Source organism: Brevibacillus sp. AG, assembly GCF_028369215.1.
GTDB lineage: Bacteria > Bacillota > Bacilli > Brevibacillales > Brevibacillaceae > Brevibacillus > Brevibacillus porteri.
Genome location: NZ_JAQMYO010000004.1, coordinates 161,768 through 182,567, shown reverse-complemented (window position 1 = coordinate 182,567; position 20,800 = coordinate 161,768). Strand labels below are relative to the sequence as shown.

The following is a 20,800-nucleotide window of genomic DNA, read 5'->3' as shown; positions in this document are numbered from 1 at the left end:
GATCCTTGTAAATGAGAATCATTTTCATTCATGGAGGATATACGATGAAACGATTACGCATACAAGCTTGGCTGCCCGGATTCATGATGCTTTCCTTGCTCTTGCTCACGGCATGCGGTCAGACAGCCAGCCCTAATCCATCGGCACCTGCACAAGAGAACAAAGGTAGCGAAACACGCGTATTGAAGCACGCGAAAGGCGAATCCACCATTCCCTTGAAGCCAAAACGTGTCGTAGCCCTGCAATATGTGGGCTCTATGCTTGCTCTAGGTATGAAGCCAATCGGAGCATTGAAGGGACATATGGAAGGTGCGGACATGGCTCCGTTGGTCAGTGGCATCGAAGGCGTGGGAGATTATGATGCTTACAATCTGGAGAAAATCCTTGAATTGCAGCCTGACTTGATCCTGACAGGCTCCGATGACGAACAACAAGTATATGAGAAGCTGACAAAAATCGCCCCCGTTGTTGCAATCGATTTTGATCAACACGATGTCTTTGGTCATGTACAGAAGGTAGCGGAAGCACTAGGCATGGAGAAAGAAGGCAAGGCTTGGGAAGAAAAGTACAAAGCAAAGGTGGAAGAAGCTCGCAAGCTCGTACAAGCCAAGGTCGGAAAAAACGAAACCGTCGCAGCTATGAACGTCCGTGCGAAAACAATCAAAATGTACGGCGCTCGTAATATGGGGCATGTTTTGTACAACGATCTACAGTTGACGCCACCTGCACTCATCAAGACCGAGATTGAAAAAGACCCGCTGTTCTGGTCAAATGACCTGTCGATGGAGCTTTTGCCAGAATATACGGCCGACCATATTTTCCTGATGCTGTTCCCAGGGGAAGATGCCACCCAATATCTAAAAGAAATCGAGCAAAGCAGTCTGTGGAAAAACTTTCCTGCCGTCAAAAATAACCATGTTTATGTTGTCGACGTGGACAGATGGCTAGGATACGACGCCATTCTGATTGAAAAGCAGCTGGATGAAGCTGTGCAGTATTTGACCGGAACGAAAAAATAACCATGCAAAAACAGCCCGGAAGCTCAGCTTCGCGGGCTGTTTTTTATCAATTGCTGACAGGCTGTTGTTGTGGAACCTTCGCTCGGTTCTTTTTGCCTTCTGGAATGAACACATTCAAAAGAACTGTTGCCAACGCCCCTACTGTAATGCCTGACGATAAAATGTAGTTCACGAAATCTGGTACTCCTGCGAGTGCGTCCTTCGGCAGGACGGTTACCGCCATCGTCAGCAGGATCGGCAGACCAATGACCATCATCGTGCGGTCATCAATCGTAATGTTTTGAATGACTTTGATCCCATTCGCCACAATCGCTACACACACGATCCCAAAAATCCCGTTGATGACTGGCTCCGGTATACAAGTAATCGCCGCCGACAGCTTCGGCACCAGCCCAAGGGCAATCAAGATCAATCCTCCGGCCATAATCGCCATCCGGCTTCCTACTCCTGTCACCGCAATCAACCCTGCATTGGAGGAATAGCCAGTCGTAGGTGTACCTCCGAACAATGCCCCGACAAAGCACCCCAAGCCTTCACCGACAGCACCGCGATTCAATCGCTCCTCCGTCAATTCACTGTTCGTTACCGTAGAGACGACGAACCAAGTCCCTGTTGTTTCAATCATGATAATCATATAAACAAAAAGCATCGTTAAAACAGCACTGAGATCAAATACAGGAGCCCCATACGGAAACAGCTTCGGCATGGACAGCCACGGTGCTTGTCCAACCGGACTAAAATCTACCGTTCCAAAAAAAGCAGCGGTTACCGTTCCGACGAAAATCGCAATCAGGACAGATACCAGTCTAAAAAACGCCCCCGCAACCTTTGCTCTTGTGCCCAGCAGCATACAGATGACAAGCACACCAGCTGAAACGGCGGCAATCAAAATGTTGGTCCAAATATTTCCCGGGGAGTGATAAATGTTTCCCATCCCTGTTGGCATCAAAGCAATGCCTACGATGATGATCACCGTCCCGCCGACTAGCGGTGGAATAAACTTGCGAACCGCTTTGGCAAACCACTTCAATGGATACCCCATCAGGGCTACAAACAGCGCTCCGGGAATCATGCTGCCAATCATCGCACCCATCCCCAGCTTACTGCCGATCGCAGCTAGCGCACCGATAGGTACATAGGAAGGGCCTTGCACGACAGGCAAACGCAATCCAAATCCAGTCTGGATCAACGTCCCGATACCCGTCGCAAGAAAACACATTTGAATAAAGAAAGAAGTGCTTGAAGCGTCCATGGTCAGCAGCCCAGCAATAATAATAGGAGCAATGTACAAGTCCATAGCCAACACATGCTGCAAACCAAGTAAAAACGCCTTGCCCACACTGATTTTGTCATCGACGCCCACAACAAGCTGATTGCTTTCTCGATGTTGTTCCACTTTCAAAAGGCCTCCCTAGTGGTAGTTTAGCTAATTACGAACGATATAAGTGGGATTATACCGGATAAATCCGTTTTTAGGCAACTATTCACGTAATAAATAGGTATTACACCTCAATAACGTTCGTGTTTTCTGTTGACTTCCCTTCTACTCTCCCGCTACAATGGGTGAATAACCGAAGTATCGACAAAGGGAGTGTCTCATCAATGATCGTGCAAGATACCGTGCTGCGTAATGAGTGGATCGTCGCCTGTCGTTCGGTGGATGTGCAAGACCGCCCGATCCAGGCCACCATTATGGGCGAGCGGGTGGTCCTCTTCCGCAGCGAAGAAGGAATCCATGCGTTTAAAGACCTCTGTATTCACAGAGGCGCTGCCCTGTCTCTGGGCTGTGTCCGAGATGGAAAGCTGGTCTGTCCGTATCATGGATGGGAATATGAAGCATCCGGCGCCTGTGTAAAAATCCCTCAGTTGCCTGCCGAGCAAGCGATACCCGGCAAAGCGCGTGCTATTTTATACGGCTGTGCAGAGCGATATGGATTCGTGTGGGTGAATCTCGCCAACCAATCTCCTGAGTTTTTTGCCCTGCCGGAATTTGAGGATGAACGTTTTCGAAATGTCATCTGGGGGCCACAGACAGTGATGGCCAAGCCTCCACGCGTCGTAGAGAACTTTTTGGATGTAGGCCACTTGGCTGTCGTTCATGAGGGGTATTTGGGTGTCGAAACGCACATGGAAATCGGGGATTACCGCGTTCACCGCGATGAGAACGGTGTTATTCGCACAGATGAGATCAAGATTTTTCAGCCTGACCCGGACGGTACTGGTCAAGCGAAGCACGTCTATTACACATACGAAATCCTCCGTCCGCTCACGGTAAAATTCACGAAACGCGATGCGGAAAACGGCAATCTGATGTCTATTTTGCTTACTGTGATGCCGCTGGATGAAGCGCGAAGCGTAGCTTATGGCGTACTTTCTTTTAATTATGAGACGAACCTTTCCGATGAGGAAATCATTAGCTTCCAAAACCTCATCTTTGCACAAGATAAACCGATCGTGGAAAATCAAAAGCCTGAGGACCTGCCACTTGATTTACAAGTAGAGCTATCCTTAAAATGCGACCGTGCGAGCATCGCTTACCGTCAATACTTGACGGAGATGGGTATCACGTTCGGTACGGCATAAGCTTCTTAACGAAAATAAAAGGACCTGCCAACTCCGTGATTGCTCACGTAGGTTAACAGGTCCTCTTGTACTTTCCCGTACAGCTTTTATAAAAGCGGAGACAACAGCCGCGTCAACGATTCCAGCAAGCGTAAACGCAGTGGTCGGCTTACATACTCCCCCAGTGTCATCTCCCGGCAATCAGCCAGGTCGGAGACAAACAGTTCCTCTAACTCCTCTGCCATCTTCGAATCGTACATAAACGCATTCGTCTCGAAATTCAGCTTGAAGCTACGAATATCAACATTGGCTGTTCCTACAGATGACAACTGGGTATCAACCACGATTGTTTTGGCGTGCATGAAGCCTTTTTCGTAGAGGAAGCAGCGCACACCGCTCTTTAACAAATCACCGAGATAAGAGTGAGTCGCCCAGAATACCAACAAATGATCTGGCTTTCCCGGGACCATCACCCGTACATCTACCCCGGACATTGCCGCCATTTTTAGTGCGGTTAGCATACCTTCATCGGGAACGAAATACGGCGTCTGCAAGTAAATCTTTTTCCGTGCCTTGTAAATCATCTTCAAAAATGCATGCTTAATTTGCTCTTTTTCCGAGTTTGGCCCGCTCGATACGATCTGAACGCCAATCGTGCCCTCGGACTCATGAATCTCCGGAAAATACGCCAGTGACTCATGCATTCTTTTCGGAGCGGATAAATTCCAGTCCAGGAAAAAGCGCGCTTGCAGCATATACACCGCTCTTCCCTCTATCAGCAAATGGGTGTCACGCCAATACCCCAGCTTCTTATCCTTACCCAAGTATTCATCCCCGATGTTGAAGCCTCCGATATAGCCAATCTTGCCATCAATAATCGTCAGCTTGCGATGATTCCTGAAGTTGACCCGAAAATTAAGGAACGGAATCTTCGCCGGGAAAAAGGAGGCGACTTGTCCCCCCGCCTCTACCAGTGGGCGCAGGAACCGGGATGAGACACCAGAAGACCCTACCGCATCATAGAGCAATCGAATCTCGACGCCCTCCTTAGCCTTCTTCGTCAACAGTTGAATGAGCTGTTTCCCTAAATCATCGTCATTCAAAATATAGTAGAGCAAATGTATATGCTCGCGTGCTTCCTCCATCTGTTTGAACATGAGGTTGAACAGACTATGGCCTTCCTTAAAAACCTGAATGGTATTATCCTGCGTATAGTACGCTCCATCACTTACCACGTTCATGAAAATCATGTCTCGGTGTCTCTCCATCTCAGGGTCGTTCACCTGTAGTTCACCATGGGCAAGCAACTGCTTTTGTCTATCGACCGCAGCTCGAAAATGAGAAAATTCCCCTTCCTTGAGCCGATACAGCTTTTTCTTGCTTAGCTTATGTCCAAAAATCAGGTAAACGATAAACCCGATGCCCGGCAAAAACAGCAGAACCATCAACCAGGCCCAGGTTGCCGCAATGTTTCGCCTCTCCATGAAAATAAGAACGGCAGCCAAGATCAGGTTACCTATTGTTATAATCGCAAATATTTTTTCAAACATTGCCATCACACCACATCCACCTCTAGGATTTCTCCCATATTACAACATTTACTATTGGGATTCATCCTTCCTATCCATCTAGTTTGTCCTATGTTGTCAATAGTTTTCCGCTCTTCATGATACATTTGTCGTCCAAATACACATCCGGCTCTTTGACAACCAGATCAATATGTACCCCCGCAACAATTGTCCCGCCAAACGTGTTGTTGCTACCAAAGGCTACGTGAATCGTTCCGTACACCTTCTCGTCCTCTAACACAACTCCCGTGATACGCGCCTTATCATTCGTTCCGATTCCGAATTCACCCAGCATCCGCCCGTCTTGGTCCCCAAGCATTTGCAGGAGGCGTTCAGCAGCCGTTCCTTCTGCCTCTGTGATCCGACCATTTTGGACCGTCAGTAGCAGGGGCGAATCAATTTTTCCGATACCAGCGATGGAGCCATCGACGAGGATTTGTCCCTCTGCCGTCCCTTCCAATGGGGCGATATACGCTTCTCCGGAAGGCAAATTGCCCGATTCTCCAGGATTGACGTACATGCCCGTACTCGGCACCCCATTGCGATCTGCGATGGAAAACGTCAGTGACTTGCCCGCTTTTTCGATCCGCACGGTACTTGCCCGCGTCAGCATTTCGGTCACGCGCTCGGTGAGTGCCTTTACTTGTGTATAGTCAGCGGAAATCGCTCCCGCAAGGAACATGTCTTCCGTAATAGCTGGCATGGTAGCCAGTCTGGTACCATTTGCTGCTGCTTCTTTTCGTGCTTTTGTATGAGTCAAAGAGTGCTGGGTCACACATACCACCACATCTGCGCTCTTCATCGCCGCTGCAACGGCCGCAGGAGGTTCTTGACCGGACTTTTCCCGCTCCTTCATGACCATCAGCATCGCTTCTGCCCCGAGCTGTTTACCCGCTTCCCAGAGCGCCTCACCGATGTCCCGCTTCCGCTCGTCGGCCACCACCAAAAATGTCTCATTCGCCTGCAATGCCAAGCAATTCATCAAAATGCCTTTGCTGGATTCTATCAATGTCACGCCGCATCATCCTTCTCATCTATCTTATGGTTAGATTATATCCACTTTTTTCTTGCAAACTCTTCTGTCTTCGCTAGATTAGATCGTTAGTCCTGCCCTTATCAAGTTTATCGGAATCTTCTTGCTTTTGCTGTAAGATTTAGTATGATTAGAATACAAATGAAAACGCTTAAGACAATGAGGTCTTCTACCCGCGCTTTGCAAAAGGCGTGGGGAAGACCTTTTTCTTTTGAAAGAAATGATAACGTTTTCATTTGGGGGCTCGAGAAAAAGAAGAAGGGGATGACAACAATGTCACACAGAAAAGCACAACCCAAAACGTGGTGGCTGACCATGCTGATGATCGTCGCTCTACTCGCGATGCAAATGCCAGCTTTGGCCAAGGACACCAACGTGCAGATGCTCGACAAGGGGAAATGGGCACCTGCGACTTATCAAGCCGTCCATGAATTGATTGAGAAAAACGGCGTCAAGAGCACTACCTACAATGCCAAGAAAAAGCCGTATGTCGTTTTTGACTGGGACAATACGAGCATCATGCATGACACCGAAGAAGCGCTGTTTGTCTATCAGATCAACCATTTGGCTTACAAGCTCACACCTGAAGAATTCGGGAAGGTCATCCGCACGAATGTACCAGAGGGACCGTTTTCCGATTCGTATAAAAATGTCGACGGCAAGCCTGTCACACTCGATGCCATCGCGACTGATCTCGTAGCCGACTACACGTACTTATATCAAAATTATCTAGGTCTTAAAGGAACAAAGTCGCTGGAAGAAGTGACAGCAACAGAGCAGTTCGCAGATTTCAAAGCTAAGCTGTTTTTCTTGTATGAAGCAATCAACGATACACACAGCAACTCGATTGGCTATCCGTGGGTGCTCTACCTCTTCACGAACATGACCGTTGAAGAAGTACAACAGTTGGCGGAAGCATCCAATGATCTCAGCCTCGGTATGTCGATTCAAAAAGTAACCTGGACGAGCCCGAAATCGTTGGCAGGCAAAGCAGGCGTGGTGAAAGCCTCTCATACAACAGGCCTGCGCCTCACTTCCGAAGTCGCAAACCTGATGAACACGCTGCGTGCCAATGGCATCGATGTGTATGTCGTGAGTGCCTCCTTGGAAGATGTCGTTCGTGTCTTTGCCACTCTCCCGAAATATGGCTACAATCTCCCAGCGGAGAACATCATCGGCATGCGTCTGAAAACAGAAAACGGACGGATTACGAATGTGTACCAGCCTGACTACCCGATCACGGTAGCCCACGGCAAGACGGAAGTGATCCAGGATGTATTGGTGAAAAAGTATGGTCATGGCCCTATCTTCATCGCAGGCGATAGCAATGGGGATTTCGAGATGATGACTGAACTCGACAGCGTGCAACTCGTGCTCGTCGTAAACCGCGTCAAGGGCGGCAAAATTGGGCAGCAAATTACCAAAGGTGCCGAACAAATGGGCAAAGCAAAACCTACGGTTGTCCTGCAAGGACGTGACGAGAACACAGGTATGTGGATTCCGAGCGAAGCGACGATCCGACTAGGGCAGACAGAGCCGCAGTTGGTCGCGAAATAACGTAGAAAAAACCGCCCTTGTACCGGGGCGGTTTTCCTCTTTATTGATTGGTAACTGGAATTCTCCACTCTAGCGGATATTTTTTCTGAACAGCATCTAGTCGTAGGGTGAGCCTCTCCGGGAGCTTGGTTATTTCTCCTCCTTCCCAATGTCTGCTGTCCTCCAGCCGAATTTTGTACGTTGCTCGCTCGCGTCCTGACTGATCAACGGGTCCCTTGGATTGATGACCCATTTTAGCCCGGTAGGTTGTCCCCTGCTCATCTTGAAGTACCCACCAAGGCAAATAAATCCTCGTAATATCTTTGGATTGTACCTCGATTTCCATTTCCATTTGCTGTTTTTCCGAATCATCATCTTTTGCCAGCTTGATGCTTTTCAACGTAAAGATATCTTCTCCTACTTGTTTGATCACTAGCTTCTTGTTCAATTCATCCGGATGGAAGGTGACACTCATATCGTACGGGATCGCTTTATGGAGGCTATTTATGACCAGTGTCGCTGCTTTGTCTTTTTGCAACGGATCGTCGTCATTGATCCAACGGAAATGCCCATAGCGATCAATGGAATAAGAATTATATATGATTCTTTCCTTCCCCTTGCTGCCATCTGCTCCCTCGTAGTAATATCCCAGCCTATATTGCTGATACGGAAGAAATGGAGCGTAATCCGGGTTCGTCGTCTTTCCGGTTAGCTTTTTTGCTTCTTGTTCCAGTTGTTTTTTGGCCGCATCTGTCCATTGTGTTTCCAGCTCAATTCGGGTGGCCGTTGGCGTGTTGACGATCTGGTGCAGGGTCATCTTCAATCCATGCTTCGTCTCTTGCGTTTGATTGACAGGCAACACAGTGGTTGCGGCCGTTGTTTTTGCCATCGTGATCGGAACTTGCAGCTTCCAGTTTCCTTTTCTGTCGCCTATTTCATCAAAATGGATCGACAACGTCTTCGGAAGGGGCTCCTGTCCTTTTTTCCCGAGGGTAAACCGGATGAATCCGGCATTATCTTCAAAGGTTGTTCCCCACTCGTCAGAAATGACCTCCCCTTTGGCATCTAGCAATTCAATGGCATTGGATTCTGCGTTTGTCGCTGACGGATATGTAGGGAGCAACGGCTTGCCATCCGACTGCTTAATCATTAAAGCAACCATTACCTGCACCGGATCAGCAATGATTTCCTTTACCTCCAAGGTAATCCCCTGATCCGTAACAGAAAGATTCGATGTTTCGGAGAAGCCTTGTCTCGCCGCCTGTTGCACTCCTTCATCGAATCCGTCTTGAGCAAAGATCGATTTGACATAGGCCGCAAATGTTGGGGACACTTGCATGCTTCCGAGCAGCCCGAGTACAACCGCAGAAGCGATGCCGATGGAAGCCCATCTTTTGCTACGGTAAAATGGACGCCTTCTCACTTGCAGTCCGTCATTTTTGCTTGGCATTTGAAAACTCGGTATCTCGACAGCTCCCGCTACTTTCCTAAGCGTCTCTTGGATTTGCCGTTCCTCGTTAGTCATGAGTCATTGCCCCTTCCTGCAAAAAATCAGATGGAATGCAACCCTTGTCCAATTGCTGTGCAATCAGCTTCCTCGCCTTATGCATGCGCGATTTGACTGTCCCTTCGAAGGAACCCGTAATTTTGGCGATCTCCGACACGCTGAAGCCCTCGTAATAGTAAAGAATAATGACCGCGCGATGCTCCGCCTTCATGCTGCGAATCGCCTGCCATATTTGCCGCTGCTCCTCTCGCTGGATCACGTTGTCCAGCGGTGTTAACGCCTCTTCCGGGATCATCTCCTCATACTCCACCACAGGCTTCTGCTTGCGTACCAGATTCAGAGCCCGAAACGTAATGATCCGGTATAGCCAATTGCGAAAGGCCACTCCCCGTTTTTTATCGAGTCGGTCTATGTGCTGATACGCTTCGATGAGCCCTTCCTGAACGGCGTCCTGTGCCAGATGCTTGTCATGAATGATCAAATACGCTGTCCGGTATGCCATCGCCAGATAGGGCTTGACCAATTGTTCAAAGGCTTCAGGCTCGTCCTCTTGGCATTTGGCAATCAACTCCCACTCATCCACAGCGTTCCCTCCCTTCGTTTTTGCTCTACTGTATATTCACGAGAACGTGGAGTTTGGTTCACGCTACATAGGCGAAAAAATACTGACATAGAAAAACCCGTTCCCTGAACAGAAACGGGTGAATACTTTGCGTAAGGAGCTAAAATAAGAAATACAAAATGATAGTGACCACATACAATTGCCATACTTTCATTTTGAATTTGATACATACCTTTTCCAATACGCCCGATAAGTATTCACAACATTTAAGTAATAGCCAAAATACTCCCATACCAACGACTATGGCGAAATCGAGCGGGCTGAGTCTGCTCTCGATGAAGTTATACACTTTCGTGATGTGAAGGAAAAGCACAAAGACGAGGAATGAATAGTATTGCATTGAAAAAACCTCCCCCATGTAATAACAACGAAAACAGGGAGCACCTAAGCCCCCGATTTCCATTGTAATATCAGTTATCTTCTCTTCCTGTCTACTTCGTAATGATCTTGTGGTTGAGATAGACTTTGGGGAGCTATTTGGGAGAGGAAGCAATGAGTTGTTCAACTTCGTTTCTAAGTTCAGAAATATTCTGCCCTGAATAATTTTCTTGCAGAAAATAAAGATTAGTATGTTCTATTACTTCCGGTGAAACTTGGGATACAAGTGTGTTCTCGTCATTAATCTTTATTTTTCCTTGAACTGACCCTACTATGTTATAAACGTCATCTTTATCTTCTGTTAAGAAAACAAAATATTTATTTCCTTCTTTCATAGGTATACTTCCTTCAATGCCTACCGATGTTATTCTGGGTTCACCAAGATCATCATTCACTAATTTAGATCCTGGCTTTCCTGCGAAATATTTGGCCACCTCTCTTTCATCGAATTCCCCTCCAGTTTCCAGTACAGATACTGTATCATCTATCTCTACATCACCTTTATAGACTTTCGTTAATCTTAATTCAGAGACTGTATATACATCTAGTCTTTCATAATTAGCGTTATTTTCTTGAGAAATAACTTCAGCTTCGGCTATGATATCTGCATTTTCAGCTAGATCCTCCACGGTTGTGAATGTCTCGGTAAACATTGCTTCACCAGAAACGATTCTATAATCTGAATCACTGGAATAAAGGAAATTCTGTTTTTTCAAGTCACCTATATAGTAAACAGCAAGTCCTGCAATTGTTATAAAACCAATAGTAGCTAGTGCTCTTTTTTTTGTGGATTTTAAATTCTTAATGCTAATCATTAGTATTCTCCTTCCTACAAAATGATAGATAGAATAGTTCCTTCGCTTGATGGGCATGGGGTCTGCTCACGATGCAAAAAAAATAAGATATGAACCGAACCTTTTTCCGCTAAAGAGGCAATATAGTGTGTAAGCTGCTTATTCAGAGAACAAATAGAACAATCGTATTCACATTATTTACAACAAAAAAGGAGCGAAGTAATTATGAAAAAACGATTAATTGGTGGAGTGGTTGCTACTGCGATTTTGATTCCAGTTGCAGCATTTGCGGCTTCTGGCGTGATTGACATGCCTACAAGAACACCGATGACTACTGAACAAGTCAAGGTGGATGAGGTTGGCAAATCAACGCTCGAGAAGCTGTATCTCGCATATCCTGAAACAAAATCGTTTGAGATTATCGATGCAAGCAACGTTCAAGGTGATGTATCCAAAGGGAAAAATGTAATCAACGTGAAGCAAACAAGTATCGTACTACAGGAAAAAGGAGGAACCGGCAAAAAGATTACCCTCCATACAAACGGTAGTACGGGTGAGATTGAACATGTGATTCAAGAGAATTGGGAGCCTAAGGAGAAGTCACTCATTACTTTAAGCGATCAGGAAATCAAGGCGAAGGTAAATGATCTTATTAATAAAATGTATGGCAACGTCGAACAATACAAGGTTGCCATAGAGCAAATGGAGAATCCAAACCAAAAAACATGGATGTTGAATTACACCAATGAGATGTTCGATAAACCGGTCTTCCAGGTTTTTGTTCAGGACAATACCATTAGTCTTACTAAGATCGTAGGTATTCCTACAGCTGATACACCTTCTTATACACCTTCAAACATGAAAGTAGAAGGCCTATTCTCTAGAAATGGTAAGCCTGATTATTTTGCTGATAACTTTTTAAACGATGAAAAACTGTTTGCTTTACTAAAAATCAGCCCGACAGAATTAAAACAAGAATTAGCAAAAGGTAAAACTGTTGTGGAGATTGCAGCATCTAAAAATGTCACGAAACAACAAGTGCTTGATGTGATTGCAGAAACACAGGCTAGAGGACAACTTCAAGGTGATGGAGTACCGATCACCGAGCAATCACTGAAACAAATGATGAAAGCAATTGAACCAAAATTATTGCCAGTCATTGAACACAAAACGGAAACGGAATGGTAGAAAAACAGAGTCAACTGGGTTACACAAGTAAAGAGAAGAGGCGGGAGAACCGTCTCTTTTTTTATGGACTAATTTTTCAGACAGGTGGTTCTTCGCTTGATGGGCATGAGGTCTACTCACGATATAAAAAAATAAGATATGAACCGAACCTTTTTCCGCTAAAGAGGCAATATAGTGTGTAAGCTGCTTATTCAGAAAACAAATAGAACAATCCGATTCACATTATTTACAACAAAAAAGGAGCGAGGTAATTATGAAAAAACGATTAATTGGTGGAATCGTTGCCACTGCGATTTTGATTCCAGCTGCAGCATTTGCGGCTTCTGCCGTGATTGACATGCCTACAAGAACACCGATGACTACTGAACAGGTCAAGGTGGATGAGGTTGGCAAATCAACGCTTGAGAAGCTGTATCTCGCATATCCTGAAACAAAATCGTTTGAGATTATCGATGCAAGCAACGTTCAAGGTGATGTATCCAAAGGGAAAAATGTAATCAACGTGAAGCAAACAAGTATCGTACTACAGGAAAAAGGAGGAACCGGCAAAAAGATTACCCTCCATACAAACGGTAGTACGGGTGAGATTGAACATGTGATTCAAGAGAATTGGGAGCCTAAGGAGAAGTCACTCATTACTTTAAGCGATCAGGAAATCAAGGCGAAGGTAAATGATCTTATTAATAAAATGTATGGCAACGTCGAACAATACAAGGTTGCCATAGAGCAAATGGAGAATCCAAACCAAAAAACATGGATGTTGAATTACACCAATGAGATGTTCGATAAACCGGTCTTCCAGGTTTTTGTTCAGGACAATACCATTAGTCTTACTAAGATCGTAGGTATTCCTACAGCTGATACACCTTCTTATACACCTTCAAACATGAAAGTAGAAGGCCTATTCTCTAGAAATGGTAAGCCTGATTATTTTGCTGATAACTTTTTAAACGATGAAAAACTGTTTGCTTTACTAAAAATCAGCCCGACAGAATTAAAACAAGAATTAGCAAAAGGTAAAACTGTTGTGGAGATTGCAGCATCTAAAAATGTCACGAAACAACAAGTGCTTGATGTGATTGCAGAAACACAGGCTAGAGGACAACTTCAAGGTGATGGAGTACCGATCACCGAGCAATCACTGAAAGAAATGATGAAAGCAGCTGAACCAAAAATATTGCCAATGATTGAACACAGAACAGAAACGGAATGGTAGAAAAACAGAGTCAACTGGGTTACACAAGTAAAAGAGAAGAGGCGGGGGAACCGCCTCTTTTTTTATGCACATTCAGGCCACAATAAGCCAGGTAGTCTAGCTTATTGGACTCGAAGGGTAACATACTTTACTGGACTTTCTTTTGAATCAAACGTAAATCTTAGTAGGTTTCCATTGTTTTCATATTCCAATATAAACGTATGATCACCTGAGTCATCCATAAACTCTCTAGAGGGTTCTCCTAAGGTTTTTTTGATTTCCTCAGGTTTTCCAGTCATTCCAACAGTCTTGGGTTCGGCATTCATTAGGACGACTTTACTCGTATCCTTTACTTCTTCAATTGAATTAGCATAGTCTTCGAATTGTAAATCAAAACCCTCATAATATACTGTGAATCCATACTCAGAATTTCCGCTCTTGACGGGGGTTCCGATTTTATCCAGAACCTCTTTCTTTGTTGCTCCAATGCCAATTAAGACACCTTCTAATTGCCCATTTTTTACTTTTTCCAAAGTGTCCGATTGAGCAGAATTAACAGGAATATCTTCAGTTTTTTCAGATATATTGGAGCAGCCAAGTAAAGTTATTGTGCTAAGAACTACAACAAGCAAAGCATTACGATATATTTTAGGCAGATCAAACACACTCCTCATAATTTGTTTAGTTGGTGGTAAGAGTCCATCCGAAATGCTGAAAAAATAGATCGTATGGCTAGTGATTTATAGGTAATTATATAAACGCACTTTAACACACTTTAATATGGATGCCACAAGAAAAACGAACATATGCGTTTACAAGGTTAAGGAGTGCTAGACACAAAAAATAGCCGGTTATGCTGCTAGTGTTAACCGGCTATCTGGAAGCAAATTCGAGATTATTCTTCCTTTTCGTAATCCCATGTTCCATTGTTTGCATTAATCTTAAATTAAAAGTAACAACAAAATACTTTGATTATATTTTTTTGTTGTATTGTTTAAATTCAACTAATGTATTAGGCATATTTAATGGCCACATTCTTCCCTCAATGAAAATATAGCTAAAAACATACTTACCATTTTGTTCGATTTGATCATATGCCTCTTTAGCGCTAAGTGTATTACTCTTTACAGGAGAGGAGCTTAACAAGCTTACCTCATCTCCAATTCTAATTGTCTTCTCATTGCTACAAAATTCAGTTTCGTTATTTAAACAAATATGCTTGATACTAAGAAAATATTTGTCATTTTCTACCCATTTGTTTGTTACTACAACCCACCCATACGTTTTGCTATGTGCCTGAAAATTCATATATAACCCAATCATACTAAGCAAAAACAGGAGCATAATACCTAGTACTACTTTTTTTTTCATGATACATCCGCCCCTTACTAAAAATACAATAGGAAGGGAAGGAAGCCCTCCCTTCTTCTTATTATATTAATTATTCGGTCGATCATCACCAATTTCAAAACTTTCATCCCATGTCCACTTATCACCAGCGTCGTCACTAAATGTAATTCCTACTGGACCAAGAACTATGGCTACATCATGTCTCCACCAAGGGTGAAAATACGCTCCAGCATATGTATAAGTTTCACCAGCTTTACTTACAGGAATTCTAATTTCTTCATGCCCCGTTCCTCTAACTTTATATGCGGTTTGAACATCATACCATCTGAAAGACCACTCAGTTCCCGCTAGATTGTTTTGCTCATTCGTCACCGGGATATCAGTCCAGCTACCTCCTCCATAACGATTATCTGGTTTCAGAGCCTGTACAACTGTCCAGTCTCCTGATGCATACTTTGTTCCTTTATCTCCCCAATGAAGTGCAAAGTGATCCGTCATTTGTTGAAAAGGGTTACTATCCCACTCGAACTCTATATAAAAATTATATTTGAATTCCTTACCATTTCCAGTTAATCCGGCCCAAGTTACATAAGTCTTTCCATGCCAATTCTCTTCTTCTTTGTCCCAGGCAGCTTTGAATTGACCGGATTCCTTATCGGCTTTTAACTGTTCTTTTATTTCATCAATGCTCTCACCCTCAAATGTTACTTCATTTTTTCCATCTCCAGTGCGATAAGTAGCATGTACTGGAGTTGTCTTTACTCTTTTACCACCGTCGGATACTAGTCTTGTCTTTAGAGTAATACCCATATCAGAAATCTCGTCTTTAGAAAAACCCATTTCCACTAAAATATTTTCTAACTGGCTTTCAGTCAGTTCCTCAGCGAATGATACTGGACTAATTCTACCATCTTCGAATTTTTTGATTTTGCCTTCGTAATCTTCTCCTATATCAATATCCAAAGTTTTATCAATACTTGCGAATATTGGAACTGCAAATAAAGACATAACGAGTGATAAAATCAATGCCAATGATGTTAATTTCTTAATCATAATTATCACCATCTTTTCCATTTAGATTCCCATCATTTTTGATTGAATTACCAAAATGTACTGATCCAACTGCTGACTTAATTCCACGACCTCATCATCCAAAAAATCATTCTTCTCTAAATACAACTGCACCAGCTGTCCACGCAATTGTTCCACAATGTTTTTCAAATGATTAATATCGTGATAGGTTACTCCTTCTCGATCTAGAAGTAACGTGATACATTTACTTATAGTAGCTGTCACTGCTCCTCCTGCGGGCGTTCCTTTAACCTGTCGAAGGGGTGGAACGCCCTTTTTAAATGCAATTGCTGCTATAAGTCTCACCCTCCTTACTTTACCACCGGATTATGCACTTGGTTTCAGTGGCACCCGTGGCTCCTCTTTTTAGAGCTGTTCTTAGATTTCTATTGCTTCATGGAACATCAATATTCACCACCCCTTATTTTGAGATTTATTACATAATTAACCATAATTTGTTATGCGGGTTTTTACCGACTGCAAAAAATGGAATAAAAAAACATCCTGACAGAGGATGTTTCATCAATCTACGATATATTCACACTGACCTAACAGGATGCTAGCCGCCTAACTCGTTTTCGTTAGCTATTCGCTTATTCAAATTCCCTAACCATCCAAACAGGGCTATGTATGTAGGGATCTCGTCTTAAAATGAAGTTGTAGACACAAACAGTCTACAACTTCATTTTTGATAACCGGAATCTAATATTTCTCCTTTTTTCAGAAGAAACTGGCCATATTAAATTATGGCGTGCAAGACAAAGGGTGCACTTTTTGATTGGGCTATTGGTTCAGAATCTTACAAGTGCCCTTTTATTTTTCCAAATCTGGTTCGTCACTTTCTGCTAATTTCTTTATTTTTCAGGGAGTCGTCTACAATTAAGAAAAGAACAACTTCTTCATCTTCTGTAAACGAAACCTCATAGTCAGCTCTGATTACTGTATTATTTATCTCACCACCATACATCCGAACGACGACTATATCACCTTTTTCCTGGTTTCCTTTGAGAACTTCGTCTATTTCTACAGAAACATCTCTGTAGATCGAATCAGAAACCCCAATTTCTTCCGGTTGTCCACCATCTTCAGTATTCCATTTATCCTTATCAATATCAACGATAGTACCTTTAATAATCAACTGACTTCCGGCGGCTAACTCTTCGATACTATATCTAGGGACAAGTCCATGTCTGTTGATTTCAGTTACGTTTCCACTGACTAAACTTTGTGAATATATATTCAATCCGAACCCTAATGAAAAGCTGAAAGCTAATAGCCCGATAGCAATTGCTTTTTTATTAGTCATTCTTATCCCTCCTACCAGGAAATGGCATGGTAGCCATTTTCGTCGTCATTACTAAGATTGTATCTAATTTCATTAGTTGATAATGATTCGTACATAACAGAGTCACCATATTTTAGCTTAGTTTCGTCATCTAGTCCCACAACATGCCCCATTTCATGTGCCATAATAGATTTCAAGTCAAAGCTTGATTTTGAATGAGATGTAGAAGATATATTATGAGAGACATTAATCATAATATCTGCCTCCTTTTTTATTCCTGATTTATTACCCCAAGAAGGTGTTACTGTTTTAGATTTGTTAGTTTTCCCTATGCTAAGAAACTAAGCACTTTTAACTTGCGCGAAACCTAAATGTGCAGATGATGCAATTTTTGTACGATAGTGTGGTAGATTTCAACACTTCTACAAATGTGATATAATTCCAATATAAGGAATTCGTACTAAAAGGAGGGTTTTTCATTTGAGAATGATACTTTCAGCTATTTTGCTATTGTTCAGCTTGACCGCATGTTCATCTGGAATTTCAGAAGATGAGTTAAAAGAACAAACTAAGAAGCATTTGGTTGAATATACTAAAATTCTTTACGAAGTCAAAAAAGAAGAATATGTAAAAACCCCTGGAGATTTTACTGCATATATACCAGTGATCCAAGAAAAAGCAAAGCCCTATTTAACTAAAAAGGAAGAGCCTGAAAGTCTGATCAAATTAAATATTGGTTTTACAGCTGCTTATTTAGCTTATAACGATATATTTTTGAAGGTAGAAGATGTAAAAATTACAGACTTCAAGAGAGATGAAACCACCGGATCACTAAATATTAGTTATACAATATTTTTACAAGACTCTTCAAAAAGCGATGTTAAGCAACAATCAGGTAGGGTAACTTTAATACCTGAAAATGAAACTTTTAAAATTGATTATTATTGGGACGATATTAGAACAAAACAGTTTAAAAATTAATTCAATATTAATTCTTCGGAGAATATAAAGAGAAGTACTACATTTCACTGTAGCACTTCTCTATTTTGTTCATAAATTTACATGAAACTATGACCTGGAATCGTGTCGTCGGTAGTTGATTCAATATCACTTGGATCAACAAAGATTGTAATAATACCACTCATTCCCACACCATCCATGTAGTGGTTAGTTAAATAATCCATAACCGGTTCACCGAGTTGCGGAGCTCCACTGCAAGCAAACAAGTTTCCACATTTACATCTGTAATAACTCCAATGTGAATTGATTGTTTTGCCCGTGTTTTTGTTCTTAATGATAGCCCGCGAGACAATCTTCATTTTGTGAATTCCATACAAAGTGCAATCATCTACTCCCATAAATAAAACCTCCTTGTTAATAGTAGAGACAAAGTATTTTTATAGCTCTTCACCGTTAAACGTGCTTGATCTTCCTCTAACGTAGTTTTTCACTATTTTACATGGCTGGTTTACACTCCAGCCGAATTCGAATCTTGAATCGCTCAATGTTGCGATAGCCATAGGCTCGTCTCTTAATGACTTTCACTTTGTTGTGTGTCCCTTCAATCGGAGCATTCGTGACCCGAAACGAAAAATAATTCTGAATCGACTCGCGCCATTGGACAACCGTTTTTGCAATCGACCGAATGGCAGCGGTGGGGGAAGTGAGATGCTCAGCAATCCATTGTTGGAGTGCTTCTTTCCCTGATTCTTCTGTATGAGCTGCATACACCGTTCTCATGTGCTGAAGGGCGTTGTAAAGGCGTTCTGGATGGGGATCTTGGGCTAACCAGACTTTTAATTCGTCCTGTTCCTCAGCTTTCAGTTTATCAGGAGAGGTATGGAGCAGACGTTGTTCATGCCTCCCCCGGCGATGGGTTCCCCGCGAATGGGTACGTTTACAAGCAGCTTCTAGCGATTTGGAGAAGAGCTAAATGACAAGGGGTGGAACGCCCTTTTTAAATGCAATTGCTGCTATAAGTCTCACCCTCCTTACTTTACCACCGGATTACGCACTTGGTTTTAGTGGCTCCTGTGGCTCCTCTTTTTAGAGCTGTTCTTAGATTTCTATTGCTTCATGGAACATCAATATTCGCAAACCCTTATTTTGAGATTTATTACATAATTAACCATAAGTTGTTATGCGGGTTTTTACCGACTGCAAAAAATGGAATAAAAAAACATCCTGACAGAGGATGTTTCATCAATCTACGCTATATTTACTATGACCTAACAGGATGCTAGCCACCTAATTCGTTTTGGCTACCTATTCGCTTATTCAAATTTCCTAACCATCCAAACAGGGCTATGTATGTAAGGGTCTCGTCGTGTCGATTCATCAAATCGGCTAGAGAAAGGCAATATATCGTTTCTTCAATTCCTCTCTCTATTCTTCCCTTACCAAACTCATAAATAGCCATCTGATATCGAAACCGAAGATGTCGATCCAATCCGATTGCTTCTGTAAATTGATCGAAACTAGCAATTCGGGAGGCAAAGCGCTCTAAAATTTCATCCACGCAAAAATGGTAGGTGTTAGCGGATTTCATAATGGCATTTAAACCAGCAAGAACTTCATTGGTGGGAAGACCATCGAGATAGTCTGCATACTCTTCAATGATGTTTGTATTGCCAGACAATACCTCCAATGTGTAGGAGTTCGCCTTTGCCCATACCTTGAATCTTTCCACCTCTTTACGTCCGTTATCATCAAGTAATTTAAACCAGCCTAAATCAGCGTAAACTTGCACATACTGCTTCGCCTCTTCATACAGTCCTTGCATTTCCAGTGAAACGCTCTTATATAAATGGCTCAATCCGTAATAATAGACAAGATGGCGCTCCGTTTTCAGAGATTCGCCTTTTTTGTTTCTTTTCATCCTGTCCAATTCATGCCTGTAAACAGTGTCGGCCAGCAGCCTTAATTCGTCTGCGTACTGCTCTGATCTCTTCCACTTTTGCAAAGCGAAACAGATCTTCGCCAATTGGTATAAGGCGTCGAGTTGGTAGTTTTCAGGAAGTCGGTTTCGATAAGGAGAAAACCGAATGACATTCTCCCAATTTTCTTCTGCATTTGTCCCAAGTACAACACGAAATAACCGATACTGACTCATCACAAAGTGGTCAGAATAGCTATCTTTCTCATTCTCAATGACATATTCATAAAAGGGCACTGACTCTTTCAGTTGCCCTTTCTCATATAGCTGTTCTGCAAGGGCAAACAGAATCGAGATGTTTTTCGGATTCTCCATCATTTGGGGGACAGTAGCTTCTATGCAATCCTTTCGCCCAACCTCCACGCATCGAATCAAGTATGGTATTAATCGGGGGCGCGATATTCTCCCCTCTAATATGCATTCTTCCGGGTATAATTCATACAACCAACCAGAATCGTGACCAAACACCTTGGCTAGCGCGTCTAACTGACCAATGGTAATGGCACGCGGAGGATTTCCATTTAATATCTCGCTCAAGCTTCCGGGGTTAATGCCAGTTAATTCACCCAGCTTGCTTAATGTGTAGCCATGCTTTTTCCGATTTTGTTCGATTTCTGACCGCAGCGACCGATGCATTTTCTCTTGCAGCCCCCCATAAAGGATCATACTTTCGCATTTTTTCTCTTTTTCCCAGTTTTAATCTCTTTAAATTAAACTACTTAACCTTCCTATCAATTCATCATTCAAATCGGAACCT

General features: G+C 43.0%; 20 protein-coding genes and 1 pseudogene. 6 read left to right on the top strand and 15 right to left on the bottom strand.

Annotation, left to right across the window (positions count from 1 at the left end):
* Positions 1–44 precede the first annotated feature (44 nt).
* Positions 45–1,019, top strand: coding sequence for an ABC transporter substrate-binding protein (locus POF51_RS12220; RefSeq protein ID WP_271755410.1), 975 nt, complete (start codon positions 45–47; stop codon positions 1,017–1,019).
* A 46-nt stretch (positions 1,020–1,065) separates the two neighbouring features.
* On the opposite strand, the gene POF51_RS12215 is transcribed toward POF51_RS12220, so the two are convergent.
* Positions 1,066–2,415, bottom strand: coding sequence for a nucleobase:cation symporter-2 family protein (locus tag POF51_RS12215; protein WP_069849726.1), 1,350 nt, complete (start codon positions 2,413–2,415; stop codon positions 1,066–1,068).
* Between the two features lie 206 nt (positions 2,416–2,621).
* Between POF51_RS12215 and POF51_RS12210 the strand changes: the two genes are divergently transcribed.
* Entirely contained in the window at positions 2,622–3,602 is a 981-nt protein-coding gene (locus tag POF51_RS12210; protein WP_069849728.1) for an aromatic ring-hydroxylating oxygenase subunit alpha, read from the top strand.
* Between the two features lie 86 nt (positions 3,603–3,688).
* Here the strand turns inward: POF51_RS12210 and cls are convergent, their stop codons facing one another.
* Both cls and POF51_RS12200 read right to left on the bottom strand, forming a co-directional pair.
* Positions 3,689–5,137, bottom strand: coding sequence for a cardiolipin synthase (cls, locus tag POF51_RS12205; protein WP_069849729.1), 1,449 nt, complete (start codon positions 5,135–5,137; stop codon positions 3,689–3,691).
* Between the two features lie 82 nt (positions 5,138–5,219).
* On the bottom strand, positions 5,220–6,164 hold the full coding sequence (locus POF51_RS12200) for an aminopeptidase (protein ID WP_083261685.1): 945 nt from the start codon (positions 6,162–6,164) through the stop codon (positions 5,220–5,222).
* A 291-nt stretch (positions 6,165–6,455) separates the two neighbouring features.
* Between POF51_RS12200 and POF51_RS12195 the strand changes: the two genes are divergently transcribed.
* Positions 6,456–7,739, top strand: coding sequence for a haloacid dehalogenase-like hydrolase (locus tag POF51_RS12195; RefSeq protein WP_069849731.1), 1,284 nt, complete (start codon positions 6,456–6,458; stop codon positions 7,737–7,739).
* Between the two features lie 40 nt (positions 7,740–7,779).
* Here the strand turns inward: POF51_RS12195 and POF51_RS12190 are convergent, their stop codons facing one another.
* The 3 genes from POF51_RS12190 to POF51_RS12180 form a co-directional block, all read right to left on the bottom strand.
* Positions 7,780–9,243: a DUF4179 domain-containing protein gene (locus POF51_RS12190; protein WP_069849733.1), complete on the bottom strand. Its 1,464-nt coding sequence runs from the start codon at positions 9,241–9,243 to the stop codon at positions 7,780–7,782.
* Positions 9,236–9,808 carry an RNA polymerase sigma factor gene (locus POF51_RS12185; protein ID WP_069849735.1) on the bottom strand — a complete coding sequence of 191 codons (573 nt, stop codon included), beginning with the start codon at positions 9,806–9,808 and terminating at the stop codon, positions 9,236–9,238. The genes POF51_RS12190 and POF51_RS12185 overlap by 8 nt, the downstream gene beginning before the upstream one ends.
* 512 nt (positions 9,809–10,320) lie before the next feature.
* Positions 10,321–11,040, bottom strand: coding sequence for a hypothetical protein (locus POF51_RS12180; protein WP_069849740.1), 720 nt, complete (start codon positions 11,038–11,040; stop codon positions 10,321–10,323).
* A gap of 204 nt (positions 11,041–11,244) precedes the next feature.
* Here POF51_RS12180 and POF51_RS12175 point away from each other — a divergent pair, with 204 nt between their 5' ends.
* Both POF51_RS12175 and POF51_RS12170 read left to right on the top strand, forming a co-directional pair.
* Positions 11,245–12,207, top strand: a complete 963-nt coding sequence (locus POF51_RS12175; protein ID WP_271755409.1) for a hypothetical protein — start codon at positions 11,245–11,247, stop codon at positions 12,205–12,207.
* A gap of 253 nt (positions 12,208–12,460) precedes the next feature.
* Positions 12,461–13,423: a hypothetical protein gene (locus tag POF51_RS12170; protein ID WP_069849744.1), complete on the top strand. Its 963-nt coding sequence runs from the start codon at positions 12,461–12,463 to the stop codon at positions 13,421–13,423.
* A 101-nt stretch (positions 13,424–13,524) separates the two neighbouring features.
* Here the strand turns inward: POF51_RS12170 and POF51_RS12165 are convergent, their stop codons facing one another.
* The 6 genes from POF51_RS12165 to POF51_RS12140 form a co-directional block, all read right to left on the bottom strand.
* The gene (locus tag POF51_RS12165) at positions 13,525–14,076 is read right to left on the bottom strand and encodes a DUF4309 domain-containing protein (RefSeq protein WP_244521790.1); all 552 of its coding nucleotides are present in this window, start codon (positions 14,074–14,076) and stop codon (positions 13,525–13,527) included.
* A gap of 298 nt (positions 14,077–14,374) precedes the next feature.
* On the bottom strand, positions 14,375–14,773 hold the full coding sequence (locus tag POF51_RS12160; RefSeq protein ID WP_069849748.1) for a hypothetical protein: 399 nt from the start codon (positions 14,771–14,773) through the stop codon (positions 14,375–14,377).
* 66 nt (positions 14,774–14,839) lie between these two features.
* Positions 14,840–15,805 carry a hypothetical protein gene (locus tag POF51_RS12155; RefSeq protein ID WP_139135938.1) on the bottom strand — a complete coding sequence of 322 codons (966 nt, stop codon included), beginning with the start codon at positions 15,803–15,805 and terminating at the stop codon, positions 14,840–14,842.
* Between the two features lie 21 nt (positions 15,806–15,826).
* Positions 15,827–16,048, bottom strand: coding sequence for an aspartyl-phosphate phosphatase Spo0E family protein (locus POF51_RS12150; RefSeq protein WP_244195749.1), 222 nt, complete (start codon positions 16,046–16,048; stop codon positions 15,827–15,829).
* A 610-nt stretch (positions 16,049–16,658) separates the two neighbouring features.
* Positions 16,659–17,129, bottom strand: a complete 471-nt coding sequence (locus tag POF51_RS12145) for a hypothetical protein (RefSeq protein WP_069849754.1) — start codon at positions 17,127–17,129, stop codon at positions 16,659–16,661.
* Positions 17,130–17,140: 11 nt separating this feature from the next.
* Positions 17,141–17,383 (bottom strand): matrixin family metalloprotease, encoded by a 243-nt coding sequence (locus tag POF51_RS12140; RefSeq protein WP_334312666.1) that lies wholly within the window; start codon positions 17,381–17,383, stop codon positions 17,141–17,143.
* A 205-nt stretch (positions 17,384–17,588) separates the two neighbouring features.
* On the opposite strand from POF51_RS12140, the gene POF51_RS12135 reads away from it, so the two are divergent.
* A complete protein-coding gene (locus tag POF51_RS12135; RefSeq protein WP_069849758.1) occupies positions 17,589–18,089 on the top strand; it encodes a hypothetical protein in 501 nt (166 codons plus the stop codon).
* Positions 18,090–18,166: 77 nt separating this feature from the next.
* On the opposite strand, the gene POF51_RS12130 is transcribed toward POF51_RS12135, so the two are convergent.
* From POF51_RS12130 to POF51_RS12120, 3 genes and pseudogenes are all read right to left on the bottom strand, one after another.
* The gene (locus POF51_RS12130) at positions 18,167–18,466 is read right to left on the bottom strand and encodes a hypothetical protein (RefSeq protein WP_069849760.1); all 300 of its coding nucleotides are present in this window, start codon (positions 18,464–18,466) and stop codon (positions 18,167–18,169) included.
* 97 nt (positions 18,467–18,563) lie between these two features.
* A pseudogene (locus POF51_RS12125) lies at positions 18,564–19,037 on the bottom strand (ISL3 family transposase); the annotation flags it as partial.
* Positions 19,038–19,347: 310 nt separating this feature from the next.
* Complete coding sequence (locus POF51_RS12120; protein ID WP_271755408.1) at positions 19,348–20,679, bottom strand: helix-turn-helix domain-containing protein; 1,332 nt, start codon at positions 20,677–20,679, stop codon at positions 19,348–19,350.
* Positions 20,680–20,800 lie beyond the last annotated feature (121 nt).